At 64.1% G+C, this 19,377-nt stretch carries 14 protein-coding genes, 1 tRNA gene and 1 pseudogene; 7 read left to right on the plus strand and 9 right to left on the minus strand.

Annotated elements, in window-relative coordinates:
• The first annotated feature begins 48 nt into the window (after window positions 1-48).
• Window positions 49-125, plus strand: a tRNA-Met gene (locus tag G8E10_RS19100).
• 195 nt (window positions 126-320) lie between these two features.
• Here G8E10_RS19100 and G8E10_RS19105 read toward each other — a convergent pair.
• From G8E10_RS19105 to G8E10_RS19115, 3 genes are read right to left on the minus strand one after another with little or no spacing between them, the layout of a single operon-like run.
• Complete coding sequence (locus G8E10_RS19105; protein WP_167130344.1) at window positions 321-2,573, minus strand: xanthine dehydrogenase family protein molybdopterin-binding subunit; 2,253 nt, start codon at window positions 2,571-2,573, stop codon at window positions 321-323.
• Window positions 2,563-3,636 carry an FAD binding domain-containing protein gene (locus G8E10_RS19110; RefSeq protein ID WP_167130345.1) on the minus strand — a complete coding sequence of 358 codons (1,074 nt, stop codon included), beginning with the start codon at window positions 3,634-3,636 and terminating at the stop codon, window positions 2,563-2,565. Before G8E10_RS19110 ends, G8E10_RS19105 begins: the two co-directional genes overlap by 11 nt.
• Complete coding sequence (locus G8E10_RS19115) at window positions 3,633-4,160, minus strand: (2Fe-2S)-binding protein (RefSeq protein WP_167130346.1); 528 nt, start codon at window positions 4,158-4,160, stop codon at window positions 3,633-3,635. The genes G8E10_RS19110 and G8E10_RS19115 overlap by 4 nt, the downstream gene beginning before the upstream one ends.
• Window positions 4,161-4,363: 203 nt before the next feature.
• Here G8E10_RS19115 and G8E10_RS19120 point away from each other — a divergent pair, with 203 nt between their 5' ends.
• The 6 genes from G8E10_RS19120 (at window position 4,364) to G8E10_RS19145 (ending at window position 10,361) form a co-directional block, all read left to right on the plus strand.
• A complete protein-coding gene (locus tag G8E10_RS19120; RefSeq protein ID WP_167130347.1) occupies window positions 4,364-4,942 on the plus strand; it encodes a TetR/AcrR family transcriptional regulator in 579 nt (192 codons plus the stop codon).
• 80 nt (window positions 4,943-5,022) lie between these two features.
• Window positions 5,023-5,970, plus strand: coding sequence for a DMT family transporter (locus G8E10_RS19125; protein ID WP_167130348.1), 948 nt, complete (start codon window positions 5,023-5,025; stop codon window positions 5,968-5,970).
• A gap of 134 nt (window positions 5,971-6,104) precedes the next feature.
• Entirely contained in the window at window positions 6,105-6,776 is a 672-nt protein-coding gene (gene paoA, locus G8E10_RS19130) for an aldehyde dehydrogenase iron-sulfur subunit PaoA (protein WP_207901558.1), read from the plus strand.
• A complete protein-coding gene (locus G8E10_RS19135) occupies window positions 6,773-7,723 on the plus strand; it encodes an FAD binding domain-containing protein (protein WP_132715166.1) in 951 nt (316 codons plus the stop codon). The genes paoA and G8E10_RS19135 overlap by 4 nt, the downstream gene beginning before the upstream one ends.
• Before the next feature lie 4 nt (window positions 7,724-7,727).
• Complete coding sequence (gene paoC / locus G8E10_RS19140; protein WP_167130349.1) at window positions 7,728-9,926, plus strand: aldehyde oxidoreductase molybdenum-binding subunit PaoC; 2,199 nt, start codon at window positions 7,728-7,730, stop codon at window positions 9,924-9,926.
• A gap of 93 nt (window positions 9,927-10,019) precedes the next feature.
• Window positions 10,020-10,361: a Dabb family protein gene (locus G8E10_RS19145; protein WP_167130350.1), complete on the plus strand. Its 342-nt coding sequence runs from the start codon at window positions 10,020-10,022 to the stop codon at window positions 10,359-10,361.
• Here the strand turns inward: G8E10_RS19145 and G8E10_RS19150 are convergent.
• The 6 genes and pseudogenes from G8E10_RS19150 to G8E10_RS19175 form a co-directional block, all read right to left on the minus strand.
• On the minus strand, window positions 10,343-12,682 hold the full coding sequence (locus tag G8E10_RS19150; RefSeq protein ID WP_281517683.1) for a glycosyltransferase: 2,340 nt from the start codon (window positions 12,680-12,682) through the stop codon (window positions 10,343-10,345). The genes G8E10_RS19145 and G8E10_RS19150 overlap by 19 nt on opposite strands.
• Complete coding sequence (locus G8E10_RS19155) at window positions 12,679-15,933, minus strand: glycosyltransferase (RefSeq protein WP_167130351.1); 3,255 nt, start codon at window positions 15,931-15,933, stop codon at window positions 12,679-12,681. Before G8E10_RS19155 ends, G8E10_RS19150 begins: the two co-directional genes overlap by 4 nt.
• 76 nt (window positions 15,934-16,009) lie before the next feature.
• Window positions 16,010-17,158 (minus strand): annotated as a pseudogene (locus tag G8E10_RS19160) (glycosyltransferase family 1 protein); the annotation flags it as partial.
• 44 nt (window positions 17,159-17,202) lie between these two features.
• A complete protein-coding gene (locus tag G8E10_RS19165) occupies window positions 17,203-18,375 on the minus strand; it encodes a glycosyltransferase (RefSeq protein ID WP_167130353.1) in 1,173 nt (390 codons plus the stop codon).
• Between the two features lie 47 nt (window positions 18,376-18,422).
• On the minus strand, window positions 18,423-19,043 hold the full coding sequence (locus tag G8E10_RS19170; protein WP_167130354.1) for a BA14K family protein: 621 nt from the start codon (window positions 19,041-19,043) through the stop codon (window positions 18,423-18,425).
• Between the two features lie 170 nt (window positions 19,044-19,213).
• Window positions 19,214-19,354 carry a hypothetical protein gene (locus G8E10_RS19175; protein WP_165917091.1) on the minus strand — a complete coding sequence of 47 codons (141 nt, stop codon included), beginning with the start codon at window positions 19,352-19,354 and terminating at the stop codon, window positions 19,214-19,216.
• Between the last annotated feature and the right edge of the window lie 23 nt (window positions 19,355-19,377).

The raw sequence follows: 19,377 nt of genomic DNA on the forward strand, positions 1-19,377 counted from the left end.
AAAGGCAAACATTCCATCTTCTCACACATCCTCAGTCCCAATCCCTTCCGCGGGGTGGAGCAGCCCGGTAGCTCGTCAGGCTCATAACCTGAAGGCCGCAGGTTCAAATCCTGCCCCCGCAACCAAACATCTATGCAATACCAATAAAGCCCCCTCGTGGGGCTTTTTACACTTGGGGCCTGCAAGCGTCCGGATGCGGCCCGTATTATCCTCCAGAATTGATCGCTCGTTGAGAAACGAGGGTTCCCTCTTGCCAGAGACAAACGTCTGCAAGGGCGCATTCGCAGCGCCATGTCTGGTAGGGCGTGATGACGGGCGCCTTATCCCTTGGACAGCACGTCTTCGATACGGATCGGAAACTTGCGGATGCGGTTTCCCGTCGCGTGCCAGACGGCGTTGGCGATGGCGCCGACGGTTCCGGTGATGCCGATTTCGCCGACGCCCTTGACGCCGATCGGGTTGACGATCGCGTCATCTTCCGGGACGAGGATGGCCTCGAGCGGGGGGATGTCGGCATTGACCGGCACATGATATTCGGCAAGGTCGGCGTTCATGATCCGCCCCGTCCGCTTGTCCGTCACCGCTTCTTCGTGAAGGGCAAAGGAAATGCCCCAGATCATGCCGCCGAAATACTGGCTCTGCACCAGTCGGGGGTTGATGATGCGGCCGGCGGCAAAGGCACCGACGAGACGTGTGGTGCGGATCTGTCCGAGATCGGGGTCGATCTTCACCTCGGCAAAGACGGCGCCGTGCGAATACAGCGCATGGCCGGCCGCGACAGTCGGGTCGCGGTTCGACTTTGCCGTGCCGACGACATCGCTTCTCCCAGAGCGGGCGAGGATCTCTGCATAGCTTTCACTGCGGCTCTCGTCGTCGCGACGATAAAGGCGGCCGTTGCGAGCGGTGAGCCCGATATTGCCGGCACCGAAAAGGGGGGACGCGGGATCGTTGACGGCAAGGTCGGACAGTTGCGCGATGGCGTCGCCGCCGGCCTGATTGAGGGCGAGACCGGCGCTGGCGGTGTGGCCCGATCCGCCGGCGATGCCGGCGTCGGGAAGGGTCGAGAGGCCCGAATGGAACTCGACATGATCCGGATCGAGACCCAGAGCTTCGGCGGCAATCTGGGCGAGTGCGGTCCATGCGCCCTGGCCCATGTCGGCCGCGCCGGTTTCCACCAGTGCCGTGCCGTCGGCGCGCAGCGTCGCCCGGGCCTCTGCCGGAAAATGCGGACAACCGAAGACGGCAGTGCCCATGCCCCAGCCGACCAGCAGCCCGTTTTCATCCCGCATCTGACCTGCCGACAGCGGTCGGCGCGACCAGCCGAAGCGGGCGGCCCCCTCCTCGTAGCAGGTACGCAGCGCCTTGGACGAAAAGGGCTTTCCCGTCGCCGGCTCGGTTTCTGCATAGTTCTTGAGCCGGAATGCGAGCGGATCCATGCCACAAGCCTCCGCCGCCTCGTCGATCGCGACCTCGAGAGCCGCGGAACCGGACGCTTCCCCGGGTGCGCGCATGGGGCCGGGGGTACCCGTATCGAGCCGCATCCCTTCATGCTCGACCAGGATAGCAGGGCTCGCATAGAGCGGCAGAGATGCGTTAGCTGCAGGCTCCAGAAAGTCGTCGAAGGCTGAGGTGGCCGAAAGCGAGCGGTGATGCAGGGCGGTGAGCGTGCCGTCGCTCTTCATGCCGATCCGCAGCTTCTGCCACGTCTGGCCGCGGTGACCGACCGGGCCGTACATCTGGGCGCGGGTCAGCGCCAGCTTGACCGGACGGTTCAGCATGCGGGCCGCAAGGATCGCCAGGATTTGCGGCCCGTTGAGGATCGCCTTGGAGCCGAAGCCGCCGCCGAGGAAGGGCGAGCGGATGGTCACGTTTTCAACGGGAATGCCGAAGAAGGCGGCATAGGACGCGCAGCTCAGCGCCAGCGCTTGGTTCGGCATGTCGAGAACGACGCGGTCGCCGTCCCATTCCGCGACCACGGCATGCGGTTCCATGGTGTTGTGGTATTGCGGCGGCGTCTCGACCTCGGCTTCCACGGTGATGGCGGCGTTCGAGAAACCCGCCTCGATATCGCCATGTGCCGTCTTCGGCGGACCGCCGATGCCGACAGCCGGAGGGTCGAAGCGAATGCCGGTTTCCCGTCCGACGCGGGCCGGCTCGGTGTCGTATTGCAGATCGAGGAGGGCAGCACCTTCGGTGGCGGCTTCCAGCGTTTCGGCGATCACCAGCGCGATCGGCTGATTGACGTATCGGACGCTATCGTCCTGCAACACCTCGACGCGAAAGCCGAAGGGCGGCATCTTCTCGTTCGGATCGTGGAACAGCGGCGGACGATTGGCCGGCGTCAGCACCTCGACGACGCCGGGATGGGCCTTGGCGGCATCCACGTTCATCGAGCGGACACGGCCGCGGGCAATACGGCTGACGGCCATGACGGCGTACAACAGGCCTTCGGGGTGATTGTCGGCCGCATAAGTTGCGCGGCCCGTGACCTTGAGGATGCCATCGCGGCGGGTGAGCGGCTGGCCGGCATTGGAGCCGTAGCGGCTGGTGGCGGGCTGTTTTTCAGGCGACATGAAGATCTCCCTTCGGTGCGGGAATGTGCTGTTCCGGGAATGGCGAGGCGGGGAGGGCGGGCATGACCTTCGGCGTGCCCTCGTGAGCGAGCGTCAGCGCGCGGACGAGGATGCGGTTGGCGAGCGTGATCTTGAACGCGTTGTCGCCGGAGGGTCGTGCGTCCGCGAGGGCTGCGGTCGCGGCCTTCTCGAAGGCTTCGCGCGTTGCGCGTTGCCCGACGAGCGCTGCCTCCGCCGCATGCGCACGCCAGGGCTTGGCGGCGACGGCGCCGAGCGCAAGCCTTGCTGCGCGGATCGTGTCGCCGTCCATGTCAAGCATGGCGGCGGCGGACACCACCGCGAAGGCATAGGAAGCGCGCTCCCGCAACTTCACGTAACGGGCATTTTCAGAAAAGGCAGCAGCCTCGGGCGGCAGGCGCAGGCCGCTGATGAGGTCGCCCGGCAGAAGTGCGGACTCCCGTGCGCTTGTGGCATCGGGAAGGCTGTGGAGGTTCTCGATCGGGATGTCCTTGCGTCCTTCGACACCTTGGATCTCGACCACGGCACCGAGGGCTGCCAGAGGCACGCAGAAATCCGAGGGGTGCGTGGCAATGCACTGTTCTGTCCAGCCGAGAACGGCGTGGAGGCGGTTTTCGCCGTGCAATGCGTCGCAACCGGAGCCGGGTTCGCGCCGGTTGCAGGCGCTGGCGGTATCCTGGAAGTAGGCGCAGCGCGTTCGCTGCAGGAGGTTTCCGCCAACCGTCGCGGCGTTGCGCAGCTGTGCAGAGGCGCCCGACAACAGGGCCTCCGCGATGGCGGGGTAGGTGGTGGCAAAGCGGGTGTCGTAGGCAAGGTCCGCATTGCGCACGAGCGCGCCGATGCGCACGCCGCCGTCCGGCAGCCACTCGATACGATCGAGGCCCGGAAGCCGGCTGATGTCGATCACGCGTTCCGGACGGGTCACGCCGATCTTCATCAGATCGAGCAGGTTGGTGCCGCCCGCGAGATAGACGGATCCCGGGACGGCTGCGGCCGTCACGGCCTCGGCGAGGCTTGCCGGGCGGATGAAATCGAAGCGGTTCATGCGGCGTTCCTCCCGCTTTCTTGTAACCCTGTGTTTGGCCCCACGGTTTTCTGCGAGAGAACGTGGCCTGCCTCCAGCACGGCCTGGGTGATGCCCTGATAGGCTCCGCATCGACAGATATTGCCGCTCATCAGTTCGCGCACACGCTCCGGATCGTCGCCGGCATGGCCCTCGGACAGGAGACCGACCGCGCTCATGATCTGGCCCGGCGTGCAGTAGCCGCATTGCAGGCCGTCGCAGGCGATGAAGGCTGCCTGAACCGGGTGTAGGTCGGTACCGTCGGCAAGGCCTTCGATGGTGGTGACGGTGCTGCCGTCGAGGCTTGCGGCCAGCGTCAGACAGGCATTGATGCGCCGGCCATTGAGCAGAACGGTGCAGGCGCCGCACTGGCCGCGGTCGCAGCCCTTCTTGGTGCCGGTGAGGTGAAGCCGCTCGCGCAGGAGGTCGAGCAGCGTTACGCGCGGATCATCGAGCGCAATGCTGTTCGGCTGACCATTGACGGTGAGGCTGATGGAGAAAGGCATGGGGTGCTCCAGTCAGGATTGTGGTGTATGGAATAGGACCGCAGGCGCGGTGAACGCTTTGACGAGATGGGACGGATGCTGTTGAACCGTCGCACGAGGGATTGGCGTTCCGGTCGACGCTGCCTCGATGTGATATGCAATATACGGAGGGTTCCTCCGTTTAGCAAGGGCACATGCGCAAGTTGCGGGCAACGAGTAAGCAGATGGACCAGCAAAGTACAAAAGCAAGCCGCAAGCCGCGGGCAGATTCGGTTCGCAACCGGGAACGTTTGCTGGAGGCGGCCACCGCCATCTTCCGGCTCGGCGGGGCGCAGGCGAGCCTCGAGGCCGTGGCCCGGGAAGCCGGCGTCGGTATCGGCACCCTCTACCGGCATTTCCCGACACGTGAGGCGCTGTTCGATGCCGTCTACCGGCATGAAGTGGACATTCTCGCCGATCTCGCCCGGGAGCTTTCGACGGAGGACGACCCGGTCGCGGCGCTCAAATCCTGGCTTCAGGCCAATGTCCGCCTTGTCGCGACCAAGAAGGGGATGATCGAAGGTCTGCAGCTGGCCGTCGTCGGCTCGTCCGAGCTCAAGGCCTATTCCTACGAGCGCATGATCGGCGCCATCGATCTTCTGCTCGAACGGGCGACCGCGGCAGGCATGATCCGGGACGACGTGTCGCCGGACGAGTTGCTGCGGACCCTGCTCGGCATCTTCTACAGCCACGGGCCGACGGACTGGCAGCCGACGGCACTTCGGATGGTCGACGTGTTCGTCGACGGGTTGCGCAAACGCTGATCGTCTTTCGATCCGCATCTGTGCGCAGCAAAGCTTTCGGGCTATGGCAGGCAGACCCTCCTCCTTTGCGATTCGACATCATGCCCGTCTCCCAGTCTTCCCTTCGCGGTGTCGTCATCGCGTTCATCGCCTATGCTGTGTTCGCGTTCAGCGATGCCTCGGTCAAACTCATCGACGGCGCCATTCCCGCCTATCAGGTCGCCTTTGCGGGCGCCGTCTTCGGGCTGGTCATCCTGCCTCTGATCAAGGCGCGGGAGGATTCCTGGCTCGATATCGTTCGAACCTCCAACCGTACGCTCTGGCTGCTGCGCTTTGCCTGCGGTGCCATCGGCTCCATCGCGTCGATCATCACCTTCACCAAACTGCCGATGGCGGAGGCCTTCTGTCTTCTGTTCCTGCTGCCGTCCTTCGTCACGATCCTTTCCGTCATCTTCCTGAAGGAGGACGTGCGCTGGCAACGCTGGACGGCCGTCATCGTCGGCTTCATCGGTGTGCTTATCGTGTTGCGGCCAGGCTTTCGCGAGCTTTCGGTCGGGCATCTCGCGGGTGCCATCGGCGGGTTGAGCGCCGCCATCGCCATCGTCATCCTGCGGGGCATGGGGCCGACGGAAAAACGGATGTCGCTCTATGGCGCAGGCCTTCTGGGCGTTCTCGTCGTCAGCGGTCTTCTGATGCTGTCGAACATTGCGATCCCGACGCCGATGCAGTGGGTCTTCATCGCAAGTTATGGCATTCTTGGCTCCGCCGGCAACGCGCTGCTGATGACGGCGGCGCGGATGGCACCGGCAAACCTCGTGGCGCCGCCGCAATACAGCCAGATGATCTGGGCGATCCTTTTCGGCTATTTCATCTTCGACGACACGATCGACCTGCCGATGGCGGGCGGCATCGCGCTCATCGTCTTTTCCGGCCTGCTGACGCTGATGCGGGAGCGCAAACGCGGCACGCCGCTGCCTTCCGCCGTCGTGTCACCCGATGCACAGGCCTCGCTCGCCACGGCCGAGCCGGAGCCGGATACACGGGGCTGACGCCCGGCAATGTCGCCTTTGTGATCGCCTTCCGGCCACGAGGCAGGCACCAGAGGACTGGTCTGCCTTACGCTCCGCCCTAGCTCCGGCTTATGGATCCGCGCAATGCCATGTCGCGGAAATCTCATAAGAACATGGAGCAGAAAATGCTAAATCAGGGCGACCTTGATCTATCCCGGAGGGATCTTCTGATGGCCTCAGCAGCAACCGTCGCGGTGAGCGGCGTCGCCTCCAAGGCCCGGGCACAGGCACAAGTGCCTGCCGGCACAAAGGTGACCGGCATGCCGGCCGGCGAGACCTCCAGCGTCTCCTTCAAGGTCAACGGCCAGGACCAGACCTTATCGGTCGACAACCGCACGACGCTTCTCGATGCGCTGCGGGAGCATCTGCATTTGACCGGCACCAAGAAGGGTTGCGACCACGGCCAATGCGGCGCCTGCACGGTGATGGTGGACGGACGGCGGATCAATTCCTGTCTGTCGCTCGCCATCATGCACGAGGGCGACGAGGTGGTGACAATCGAGGGTCTCGGCGAGCCCGGCAACCTTCACCCGATGCAGGCCGCCTTCGTCAAGCATGACGGCTACCAGTGCGGCTATTGCACCCCGGGGCAGATCTGTTCTTCGGTCGCTGTGCTCGAGGAAATCAAGGCGGGCATGCCGAGCCACGTGACCGGCGATCTGACAGCCAAGGTCGAATTCAGCCTGGAAGAAATCCGCGAGCGGATGAGCGGGAACCTCTGTCGATGCGGGGCCTACTCCAACATCGTCGACGCCATTGCGGACGTCGCGGGGAGGCCGGCATGAAGTCCTTTACCTATGAGCGTGCAACCTCCGTCGAAGCCGCGGCCAAAGCGGCGGCGAGCCATGATGCCGCGCGCTTTATCGCCGGCGGCACCAACCTGCTCGACCTGATGAAGCTCGAAATCGAGACGCCGACCCATTTGATCGACGTCAACACGCTGGGGCTCGACACGATTGAGGCGACACCCGAGGGCGGCTTGCGAATCGGGGCGCTCGTCCGCAACACCGATCTGGCTGCCGACGAACGGGTGCGGCGCGACTATGGCCTGCTGTCGCGCGCGCTTCTGGCTGGTGCCTCCGGGCAGCTGCGCAACAAGGCGACCACTGCGGGCAATCTTCTCCAGCGGACGCGCTGTCCCTACTTTTACGATACCAACCAGCCCTGCAACAAGCGCCAGCCGGGCAGCGGCTGTTCCGCCATCGACGGCTTTAGCCGGCAGCTGGGTATTGTCGGTATTAGTTCTTCCTGTATCGCCACGCATCCGAGCGATATGGCGATTGCCATGCGGGCGCTCGATGCCGTGGTGGAGACCGTGGGCGCGGACGGTGCGAAGCGCAGCATTCCGATCGCCGACTTTCACCGGTTGCCGGGTGATACGCCACATATCGAAACGGAGCTGAAGAAGGGCGAGATCATCACCGCTGTCGTGCTGCCGAAGCCGATCGGCGGCAAGCAGATCTACCGGAAGGTTCGCGACCGTGCGTCCTATGCCTTCGCGCTCATCTCCGTCGGCGCCGTGATCCAGCCGGACGGCACCGGTCGCGTTGCCGTCGGTGGGGTGGCGCACAAGCCGTGGCGTCTCGATGCGGCGGACGAGGATCTGCCGAGCGGTGCCGGCCGTGTGACGCGCCGCCTGCTGCTCGACGCTGAGCCGACGGAACACAATGCCTACAAGGTGAAGCTGGTCGAGCGGACGCTTGGCGCTGTTCTTGCCGAAGCGAAGGGTTGAGATCATGAAGTTCGACACACCTGCAACACAGAACCCGATCGACCGCATGACGGTGGTCGGCAAGCCGATAGAGCGCATCGACGGGCAGCTGAAGACGACCGGCCGCGCGAAATATGCTTATGAGTGGCACGACGACGCCTTGTCCTATGCCTATGGTTACCCGCTCGGTGCCGCCATCGCCAAGGGCCGCATCCGCGCAATGGACGTGTCGGCCGCCGCCCGAGCGCCCGGCGTCATCACGATCGTGACCAGCGACAGCATGCCGGACCTGAAGACCGCCAAGCGCAATACCGCCAAGCTGTTTGGCGGACGTGAGATCCACCACTATCATCAGGCGGTCGCGGTCGTTGTTGCCGAGACCTTCGAGCAGGCGCGTGCTGCCGCGCATCTCATCAAGGTGGACTACGAAGAGACGAAGGGTGCGTTCGACCTCGAGGCGTCGATGGAAGGCGCCAAGAAGCCCGAGGATGGAGAGCCGGATTCGGCAGCGGGCGATTTCGCGCCGGCCTTCGAGGCGGCGACCGTCCAGTTCGACCAGACCTATACGACGCCCGACCAGTCGCATGCGATGATGGAGCCGCACGCCTCCATCGCCGCTTGGGACGGGGATGCGCTGACGGTGTGGACGTCGAGCCAGATGATCGACTGGTGGCGGTCCGATCTGAGCGTTGCGCTCGATATGGACAAGGAGAAGATCCACATCATGTCGCCCTTCATCGGTGGCGGGTTCGGGGCAAAGCTCTTCCTGCGTTCGGATGCGGTGCTGGCGGCGCTGGCCGCGCGTGCGGCGCGTCGGCCGGTCAAGGTGGCGCTGCCCCGGCCGTTCCTCATGAACAACACCACGCACCGGCCGGCAACGATCCAGCGCATCCGCATCGGGGCCGGGCAGGACGGCAAGATCACGGCGATCGCGCATGAAAGCTGGTCGGGCGATCTGGAAGGCGGCAGCCCGGAGGCCGCGGTGCAGCAGACGCGGCTGCTCTATGCCGGTGCAAACCGGATGACAGCGACGCGGCTTGCCGTGCTCGATCTTCCCGAGGGCAACGCCATGCGCGCCCCGGGGGAGGCACCCGGCCTGATGGCGCTCGAAGTCGCCATGGACGAGATGGCGGAAAAGCTCGGGCAGGACCCGGTCGCCTTCCGCATCCTCAACGATACGCAGGTCGATCCGGAAAAACCGGAGAAGGCCTTCTCGCACCGCGATCTCGTCGGCTGCATGAAGCTCGGCGCCGAGCGTTTCGGCTGGGACAAGCGCAGCACGCGCGCCGGCGCGGTGCGGGATGGCGACTGGCTGGTGGGCATGGGCGTTGCGGCCGCGTTCCGCAACAACATGGTCATGCCGTCAGGTGCCCGCGTGAAGTTCGATCGCGACGGTGTCCTCACTGTCGAGACCGACATGACGGATATCGGCACCGGCAGCTACACGATCATTGCCCAGACCGCGGCGGAAATGCTGGGCCTGCCGCTCGACCGCGTCGCCGTCAATCTCGGCGATTCCCGCTTTCCGGTGTCGTCCGGTTCGGGCGGGCAGTGGGGCGGCAACAGCGCCACGGCCGGCGTCTACGCGGCCTGCGTCAAGATGCGGGAGGCCGTTGCCCAATCGCTCGGGTTCAATGCCGAAAGCATCGACTTTGCCGACGGCATGGTGATCTCGGGCGACCGGCGCGTGCCCTTGGCCGATGCCATTCGGGAGGCGCCGCTGGTCGTCGAGGATACGATCGAGTATGGCGATATTTCCGAGGAGAAGCAGCAGTCGACCTTCGGCGCGCATTTCGTGGAGGTCGGGGTCGATATCGCCACCGGTGAGGTCCGTATCCGGCGCATGCTCGCCGTCTGCGCGGCCGGCCGCATCCTCAACCCGATGACGGCACGCAGTCAGGTCATCGGTGCGATGACCATGGGCGTCGGTGGCGCCCTGTCGGAAGAGCTTGCGGTTGACAAGAAGCGCGGCTTCTTCGTCAACCACGATCTCGCCGGTTACGAAGTGCCCGTGCATGCGGATATTCCGCACCAGGAGGTCATCTTCATGGACGAGACCGACCCGATGTCGTCGCCGATGAAGGCGAAGGGCGTAGGCGAACTGGGGCTGTGCGGCGTGGCGGCGGCGATCAACAACGCCGTCTACAATGCAACTGGCATTCGGGTCAGAAACTATCCGGTGACGCTCGACAAGCTGATCGGGGCGCTGCCCCAGATCAGCTGAGAATAGAGTTGTCTTTTGCTCTCAAGGCTGGCGCTTCCTTGGCGCCAGCCTTATGTCGTTTCGACGAAAAACGGGATGGGGAGGAGATCATCGATGATCCGGCATATCGTGCTTTTGAAATTCAAGGACAGCGTCTCGGAAGCCGACAAGCAGTCGATCTATCAGGAACTCAAGGCACTTAAGGGACATGTCGATGGCATCCGTGCCTTTCATGCCGGCCCGAATGTCAGCGTCGAGACCGAGATGATGCGCGGTTTCAACGATGCGTTCTGGTTCGACTTCGACAGCGCGGCTGTACGCGATGCCTATCTGGTCGATCCGCATCATCAAGCCGCCGGTGCTCGGATCGTCGCCCATACCAAGGGCGGGCCGGACGGTGTCATCGTCGTTGATCTTGAGTTCTCATCCGCTGCCGGTCAGGCGCGCAGGGCCTGACTTTGTTGAATCATCCTTTCGCCGGAGTCCGGCCGTACATCCTCCTGCAGCCTAGCGCCGTCTCCCTTTAGGAAGGCTGCGATCGCGGCGGCCAGTGGCTCGTGGACGCGTCGTCCCTCTGCCGCAATACTGGCGGAGAGGAGGCCGTTCTGGCAGGCGCGCTTGTCATCCCAGCCGGCATGGTTGACGATCGGGTAGAGGCAGAGGCCCTCGAGCGGCACGCCGGCCTTCATGGCGGCCACAGCCTCCTGTGCCACATAGGTGAACCATGCGGCGCGACGGTCATCCTCGATGCCGGTTTCCGCGATCATCATCGGCTTGCCGTAGCGGGCATAGGTTTCGATGAGGATGGTCCGGAGCGGCTTGTAGAGCGGGTGGCCGATATCGATCGGCGGGCCACCATGGATCCATTGGTTGTTGAAGTAGTAGTTGACGCCGATGACATCGAGATAGCGCTCGGCGCCCCCGATCTGTGGCCACATGCGGCCGCTCAGAAGATCCCATCCCTGGAACTGCGACTGGCGATGACCTTCGGCGACCTGGGCTTCCCAGGGTCTCGATGGGTCGGTAATGACGTTGATCACGGGATCGCAATGCACGAAGCGGGCACGGGGATCGACGGCGAGAATGGCATCCATTCCGGCAATCGCTGCCCGGGCTAGCTGTACTTTCAGCTCGAAGCCGCGGCCGTGCGCGAAGGGATTGAGATAGCCGGCATCGCCCGCGCCCCAGGAGAAGAAGGAGATTTCGTTGACCGGACAATAGAACGGGATCTCGTCGCTCTCTTCCCGCACGATGCGCGCGCAGGCGCCGGCGAACCGGGCGAAGCGATCCACGAAATGGGGCGTCCAGATATCGATATCGTCGGGCCAGCCATAATGCAGCACATCCCAGATGACTTGCGTGCCTGAGCGCGCAGCCGCCTGCAGCATGGGCCGCACGCTCGACCAGTCGAAAGTGCCGTTGTTCTCGATCAGATGCCAGCGAAAGCCGTCGCGCACCGTGCGGATGCCGTGCTCTCGCAGCTGGCGATAGTCACGCTCGGCATGGATGTCGTGGCCGATGTCGTCGATCATGTCGAGCCGGGGACCGAGTGGCTCCTCCTGCGTCGGGCGCAGGCGATGCGTCGAGCACTCGAACCCGCCCTGGACGAATGACCGGAAAAGACCGGTGGGGCCGCGGGGCGTGCGCGTCGCAACGACATCTTCGAAAAGGCGCTCCCACTGCGGTACGACGGCTTCCACGGAATAGAGGCGCTTGACCTTCTCGCGCAAAGCACTGCCGAGTGTCCGGCGAAGGCTCGAGTCCGATATCAAACGGCGACCGGCATCGGCGACGGATGCCGGATCGTCATAGGGGACGATGAGTCCGGTGGTGCCGTCCTCGATCTGCTGCAATGCGCCGTTGTCGGGCGTTGATATGACCGGCAGACCGGCAGCACCGGCCTCCGCGATGACATGCGGCATGCCTTCGCCGCGCGACAGCCACACGAAGATGTCGAACGCCTGGAGCAGGTCCGGAATGTCCTTCCGGTCGCCAAGGAACTGGAGCACATCCGACAGCCCGAGGGCAGCAGCGCGTTGTTGCAGCTCCACTGCATATTCCGGCATGAACGCATCCGGCCCGCCGACGATGACGAAGCGGGCATCGGCGTTTTCGGCCTTGAGGAGCGCTGCCGCCTCGATGACGTCCTTGACGTTCTTTTTCGGATCGAGCCGCCCGATCCAGCCGATCAGGATATGGCCGTCGGAGATACCGAGTTTCGCGCGCATCGATGCCCGCTGCGACGGATCGAAGGCTGCGAGATCGACCATGGAAGGGATTTCGATCGCATCCGCCTCGCGCCCCGGCATGCGCGAGGCTGCGGCATCACGGATGGATCGGCAGACGCCGACATAGCGCGTGGTCAGATGCTTCGGCCCCGCCAAGGCCTCGGACACGAGCCCGCCATGCTCGATCAGCGGCGGGCGGATGTGCAGGCGCTCCAGCGCCGGGTAGATATCGGCGACGTTCTGGCAGGAGACCACAACGTCATAGCCGGGCACCTTACCGGCGAGGTAGGAGACGGTATCCTCGAACGACATGGCGTAAGGGGCTGTGTCGACGGAAACACCGAGTTCCCGCAACTGCTCGTGTGTCTGCTCCGGCATGCCGGGCTTGCGGAAGCAGGCGACGACATCGATGCGGTAGCGCGCGGGATCGAGCGCCTTTGCCAGAAGCCGGACTTCGGTTTCCTCTCCGCCGACGACCAGCCAGGCGAAGACGAAGAGGATACGGATCGGCGGGTCGCCCGGTGCTGCCTCTTGTGCCGTCTGCATCATGCGCCGACCTTGAAGACGACCTGCAGGAAGTCGGGGCGATGCTCCACGAGATCCTGAAGGAAGGCCGGACCATCCTCGAACGGCACCACATGCGTGATCATGTGCTCACGGATCGCAGCCCCGTCATGCCGCAGGAGATCGACCGTTTCATTCGCCAGACGCTGGCGGTTCCAGAGCGCCGACAGGCCGCGGGGCACGCGGTTGATCTGGGCGCAGCGGATGTTGAGGCCGTTGTGGTGGAACTCCTCGCCAAGACGCAAATGGTCCGCACCACCTTGGTAGAAGGCGAGGTCGATGACGGTTCCCTGGGGACGCAGGGCCTTCAGCGCGGTCTGGAGACTGCCGGAATGGGCTCGTGTCTGGAAGACGAGATCGGCGCCGCGACCCAAGCCGCCATCATGCCAGCGGGCCTTGGCGTGCTGCCAGGCCTGGTCCTCCGTCATGGCGGTGAGGCCCATGGCCTCGGCCTTCGCGCGGCGGAAATCCGAAGGGTCGGTGATGACGACATCGGAAGCCCCGAGCTTGCGGGCAAACAGCGCCGTCATCAGGCCGACGGTGCCGGCGCCGATGACCAGCACGGGACGGCCGGCAACGCCGGCGCCGAGGTTCGAGACCTGGGTGCCCATGGCTTCGGCGTCGGCATGGAGAATACCGTTTGCGGCGATCGGCCCCATCTGTGCGACGAAGACGCCGAGGAGCGGATCGACCTCCGGCGGCATGGGCACGAGGACATCGTGGTACGGGTCGGCTGTATGGCCGGTCTTGTGGGCATAGGTCGTCGCCAGCACGTCGCCTTCGGCATAGCCGTTGGCTCGAGACTCTGACACGCGCGCGACTTCCATATAGCCGAGGAAGGGGACGGGATAATGGAGGTCCGGCTCGTTCTCGATGAAGACGCCCCGGCCGGCATCGAAGCGCGAACGGAAATAAGGATTGGTATTCTTCAGGAACGTGAGCTCGGTGCCGGCGGAAAGGCCTGTATAGAGCGTTTCCAGCCGCACCTGGCCATCGGCGGGCGGACCTTCCTCATATTCGAGAACATAGGCGCGGCCCGGAGCTTCGATGCCGAGCGAACGGATCTTGCGATGACCGGGCGGCATTCCGCGCGGTGCTTCCTCCGGTCGCGGCTGGAACTGGAGCGGTGCCGGCGGTGTCCGGGTGATCTTGGGGAGGTCGAGATGGACAGGCTGGCCGCTGCGTGACGAAGCGACCACAGCCAGCGCCAGGCGGTGCGTGGCGACGGCGTCGGCATAGGGGCAGCGGATGCGATTCTCGCCGCCGCGCACCGCATCGATGAAGTCGCGATCCTCGCGCCAGACCGGATCGCCGTCCGCCTGACGGACGGGCCGGCCACGACCGACATCGACCATGATGTCGCGATCGGTGAGCTCGATGGCGAGCTTGTCGGCGAAGATGTGCAGACCGACGCGATGGCTCCAGCCGAGGAGGCATGTCGAGGCGATGTTGGCGACGACGCCTGACTGGAAGGTAAGGCTGGCGGTGCTGACGGTTGGCACATTGAGACCGGGGAACTCCTGACGTTCGGCATGGCCGGCACGGCCATAAACCTCCGTCACCTCACCGATCAGGAAGCGAGCGAGATCCAAAAGGTGCGTGGTCTGCTCGACCATCTGGCCACCGGACTTGTCTTCTTTCCACCACCATTGCGGCGGGGGCGTCGAATCCAGCCAATAGCCCGACAGGAGCTGCGCGGGGTTATCGGCCAGCAGCGCACGTGCTTCCTCGACCGTATCGAGATAGCGCCAGTGATACCCGACCGCCGTCACCAGGTTCTTCGCCGCGATGCCCGCCGCGATCTCTTCAGCAAGGGCGATATCGAGCGAGACCGGCTTTTCCACGAAGAAGGAAATGCCATGGGCGATCAGGTCGCGCTCCGGCTCGCCATGGGCAAAGGGCGGTACGCAGACGTAGACGGCGTCGAGGCTTTCGTTCTCCAGCATCTCGCGGTGGCCGGTGAAGGATTTCGCGCCGAAGCGACGGGCTGCGGCATCGGCCCGCGCCGCATCCGGATCGGCAAAGGCGACCAGTTCGACATCCTCGAAGCTTGCAAGGATGTCGAGATGGCGGTGGGCGATGCCCCCGACGCCGATAAAGCCGAGACGGGTCTTTTGCATGGAGTGGTCCTTTTGCAGGGATGAGTTCGGCGTGAGGAACGGCCGGTAGACGGAGGCGGTTTCCGCGGCCATACGCGCGGCGGAGAAATGCTGGTGGAAGCGGTCGCGCCCTGCCTGTCCGACGGCCGCGCGCTTGGCGGGATCGTCGAGAGCCTGGGCGATCATCTCGGCGAGCGAGGAGGGATGCCCGGGCTCAGCGAAGAAAGCGTGATCCTCGCCCAACGCCTCGACGGTGCCGCCGATCCGCGTGGCAACCACGGGTACGCCCAGCGACATGGCTTCCAGCACGGCAAGCGGCAGGCCCTCGAACAAAGAGGGGAGAACGAAGAGATCGGCTACCGCAACGAGATCCGCGATATCGTCGCGGTGGCCAAGGAAACGCACGGCATGGGCGACGCCAAGGTCCGTCGCCAAGGCTTCCACGCGCGCCTGTTCTTCTCCGGATCCGACCAGAAGAAGAATGACGGTGGGGTGGTTGGCGATGATCGCGGGCAGGGCGCGGATCAGGGAGGCGTGATCCTTCTGGGCGGAAAAGCGTGCGACCGAGAGGAGGACGGTGCGCCCGGCGATGTCCATGGCCGCGATCGTCTGCTCCGCCAAGGCTTTCGGTTCGAGCGAGAAGATGCCGTTGCGGACCACTGTGATGCGCGATGGGTCGATATGATTGCCGACATAGGTTTCGCGCGACGCTTCGGACACGACGATGTGGTGGGCGAGGGCAGCGGTTTCCGCGCTGTAATGCGCCTTCTGGTCCGGGTCGGTCAGCAGATAGGGCAGGTGTTCCGTCCGGATGACGGGAATGCCCGTTGCGATGCCCGATGCTGCAAGGGCATGGGCTTCCCAGCCGATGCCGGCATGGACATGCAGCAGATCTATGTCTGTCTGTTGCAGCCACACCTGAAATTCGTCAGCAGACGCCAAATCCTTGACGGCAAGACCCTGCCGCGCAGCCTTGGCGAGAAGACGGTCGGCGCTCTCGGTATCGGCTGCGATGATGACGTCGTGATCCCGCTGCAATCCACGGGCCAGTGCCAGCATGTGCTCGCCCAGCCCCGAGGGGTCACGGCTATCGGTTGCAAGGACGATGCGCGGGCGTCTTGCGGGCTGCTCAGGCATGGGGTGTCGGCTGCTCCGGTGCTGCCCGCGCCACGAACGGTCCGGTCGCCTCGGCAGGCAGGGGTGCAGGTGCGCTCATGGACTGCTCGATCAGCAGGCGCATCTTTCGCGCCGTATCATCCCAGGATGAGCGGGCGAGAAGAGCATCCACCGATTCCAGCCAGGGCTCGGACGATTGACACAGAGCCAGCGCCGCGGCGCAGGCTTCGACGAAGCTTCTTGAATCCCCTGCAATGTAAACGCCGGGGACTTCGCCATAGCTACGAACGACGTCCGTTATCGGTGTGCTGACGACCGGTCGGCCAGCGGCAAGGTATTCCGGTGTCTTGGTGGGGCTGATAAAGCGGGTCGCGTCATTGAGCGCAAAGGGCATCATGGCCACATCCCAGCCTGAAAGGTAGGCTGGCAGCTCGGCGTAGGTCTTCTGCCCGAGATAGTGAATGTTGGCCGCTCGGGGCAGATCGTTCTGCGAGATCTTGACCACGGGCCCAAGGAAGATGAACGACCAGTCTGGACGGGCGGCGGCGATATCGCGGATCAACGCAAGGTCGAGCCGTTCGTCTATCACGCCGTAGAAACCGAGGCGGGGACCCTTGATGCCGGCCTGATCCGGCGGCGAAGCCTGACCGTTGCGGGCGTTGCGGAAATGATGCGCATCGACGCTGGAGGGGAAAGCATGAACGTTGTCGTGACGGTCCCGCTTCGCCTCGTAGAGGCTGTCGCCGCCGGTGAAGACAACGTCGGCTCGAGCCAACAGCGCCTGTTCCATGGCCTTCAACTGCGGTGGTGCGAACTTGAAGTTGGCAAGCTCATCCATGCAGTCGTAGACGACCGCTGCCGCATCCACATGGCGGGCAAAGGCAAACATCAGCGGCGTGTAGAACCAGAGAATCGGCTGCCGGCCGCCTTGCAGCGCCAGGAGATCATCAAGCAGGCGCGCAAGTGCGGTCTCGCGCTCACTCTCGCTCCACCAATGCGGCACGCGCGGACGGATCGCCTTGACCGTGGTGCCGGCAAAGGGGTGAATTTCGAGATACGCCAGATGGTGGTCGGTCGGGATATATTCCTCGAAGAAGAAGACCTGCCGATCGGCTGAGAAGCGCTGCATGAGATGCTGCGGCCGCTGGAGCACGAAATCCCAGCGCAGATGGGAGAAACAGACGAGCGGTGCGTCGGTGCAAAAAATGCCCTCGGAAACCTTTGAAAACGCACCCAGTAAATTCATCGAGCTCCCTTCCGTCAAGCTTGCAGGGAACTGCTTGGACCTCTCTAGGTTCCAGGGGTAGGCGGTCTTTTTTTGTCACTCGGCGACATCAGAGCTTCCAGCCTTCGGATCGAGTGCGGCCATGTCCAGTTTGCCCGGACGACAGCGCGCGGATCGAAGCTCGAAAGTGTTTTCAGCATGTCGGCGATCGCAAGGTGAAAGTCTTCCGCCGAAGCCGTTCGGCCGGTCTTGGGCGTGATGAACTGGCCGCCGCAGGAGAGCGCGCTGTTGGCAAGAACGGGAAGGCCGGCCAGCATGTATTCCGTCAGGATCGCGGGCGCTCCGTCATCGACACCGCAGACGACGCCGATGCGCGCCGTGTTCATCAGTCGGTTGACCTCCTCGAAGGGCACGCCCGGCGGGTCGATGATATCGACCGAGATACCGCGTTCGGCGACCTGCTGTCGGAACGCGTCCGTCAGTTCGCCGTAACCGCAGACGCAGAGCGCTCGTAGCGAGCGCGGCAGCTTCGCCATGGCATCGAACAGGATGTCGTGGCGTTTATAGCTTTGAGCGGCGGCGACATAAATGATGTCGTAGGTTTTCGGCATGTCGAGCGGATGGAACGTCGTGTCCGAGGCAAATTCGGGCCCGATCGGCAGGATCGCGGTCGGCATGTCGGGGTGTCGTTCGTGCACGGCGTCCGACTGCCACTGGGCGCCTGTCAGGATGAGGTCGAAATACCGGCTGACCTCCGGCGGAATGCGCAGGGCCGGAGCATCTATCGAATTGTAGATCTTGAAACTGTCGCGACAGGCGAGAAGGATCTCCTCGCTGACACCAAGACCCCAGACGCAGAGGATGTGCGGCGCGCCGAAGGCGGCGATATGGCCGAGCATGTCGTTGGATGCGAAAGGGGCATCCGGTCCGTTCATTCGGAAAACGCGGCGCTTGAGGTGCGAGCTTGGGCCGGCACGTGTCTCCGGCGGATGGCCGCCGCGCCAGTGCGTCCAGATCTCGGCGCTATCGACGAGGCCCGCCTTCAGGCAGGCGAGCGGCAGGCGCTCAATATAGCCGCCATCGACAGCGATATCATCGCGGTTGGCAACCATTTCCGGTATGTCGCCGCGCCGTCCCGACGCCCAGGCTTCGCGCGCTTCCTCCACCGTTGGGAGGGGAGCGTCATCCGGATGCCCGTCCTGAAAGTCGCTGATGACGACGATGCGTCTGCCTGTCATGGACGGAGTTTGCCTTTTCTTGTCTTGGATGTGTTCGCGTTGGCGTATTAGTTGGTCACGCAGGTGCGGCGTGGTCCGCTATAGGGCTGGTAGGTGTTATCCGAGGCGCGGTAGGACGAATAGCGCGCCTGACACTGGCGCACGTGATCGTCGGTCACGGCGTCGGAGGAGGGCGACATCCGGCCGATATCGTTGGTGGAAGCCACATCCATATAAGGGGAGATGCAGGCCTTCCGGTCGCCGCTATAGGCGCTGTAGCTGTTGTCGTCTGCGCTGTAGGACCGGTAGCGTTGCTCGCACCATGCCTGATGCTCGGGGTTACCGATGGCCGGGTCGCGTTCCAGTGCCAGATCGGTGTCCGCGCTCGGCGCGCCCGGCTGGGTCTTGTCGATCTCGGCGGAAGCGTTGTTCCTCAATATGACGGGTTGGGCGACGGTCAGGTTGTCGGACGATGCCAGATCCACGGGCGGTGCGGCGGGTGCACGCTCAAGCCCACGGTCGGCGGTCGAGACGCGCTTCGGCTCGGACGACCAGAGGTCGGCCACACTGATATTGGCAAGTGCTTCCGTCGCGGGCTTCGCCATCAGGGCGGACGCGCTGAGAAATCCCGCAACGAAGAGCGTCATGGCGACGGTGAGGAAGAAAGCGAGCGCGGCCGTGGCTTTCATGAGAATGCTCCTGACATGCAGACAAACGTGTCGATTCCCAAGGAATCTGCCCGTCAACGCATGCTGTGGCGCAGAGTTCCGACAGCTTTCGCGTGTCGAAAACATCAAGTGTTAGGAGGATACGATAAGGCCCGCGTGCGCTTCGCTCTTACGCGGGGCAAATTCGCCGGTCAGACGCTCTTCAGATAGAGGACGATCGAGGTCGCCATGCTGCTGACGGTGGCGAGGACGACGATGCCGACAAGCACTGCGAAGATGATTTTCGCCCGGCGGGAAGGCGGGGCGTGGTGGTCGAGATCATGGTTGGACATGCCGCATCTTGGCCGATCCCGCC

Origin of the sequence: Ferranicluibacter rubi, from assembly GCF_011603255.1 — a bacterium.
In the GTDB taxonomy this organism is placed as follows: Bacteria; Pseudomonadota; Alphaproteobacteria; order Rhizobiales; family Rhizobiaceae; genus Ferranicluibacter; species Ferranicluibacter rubi.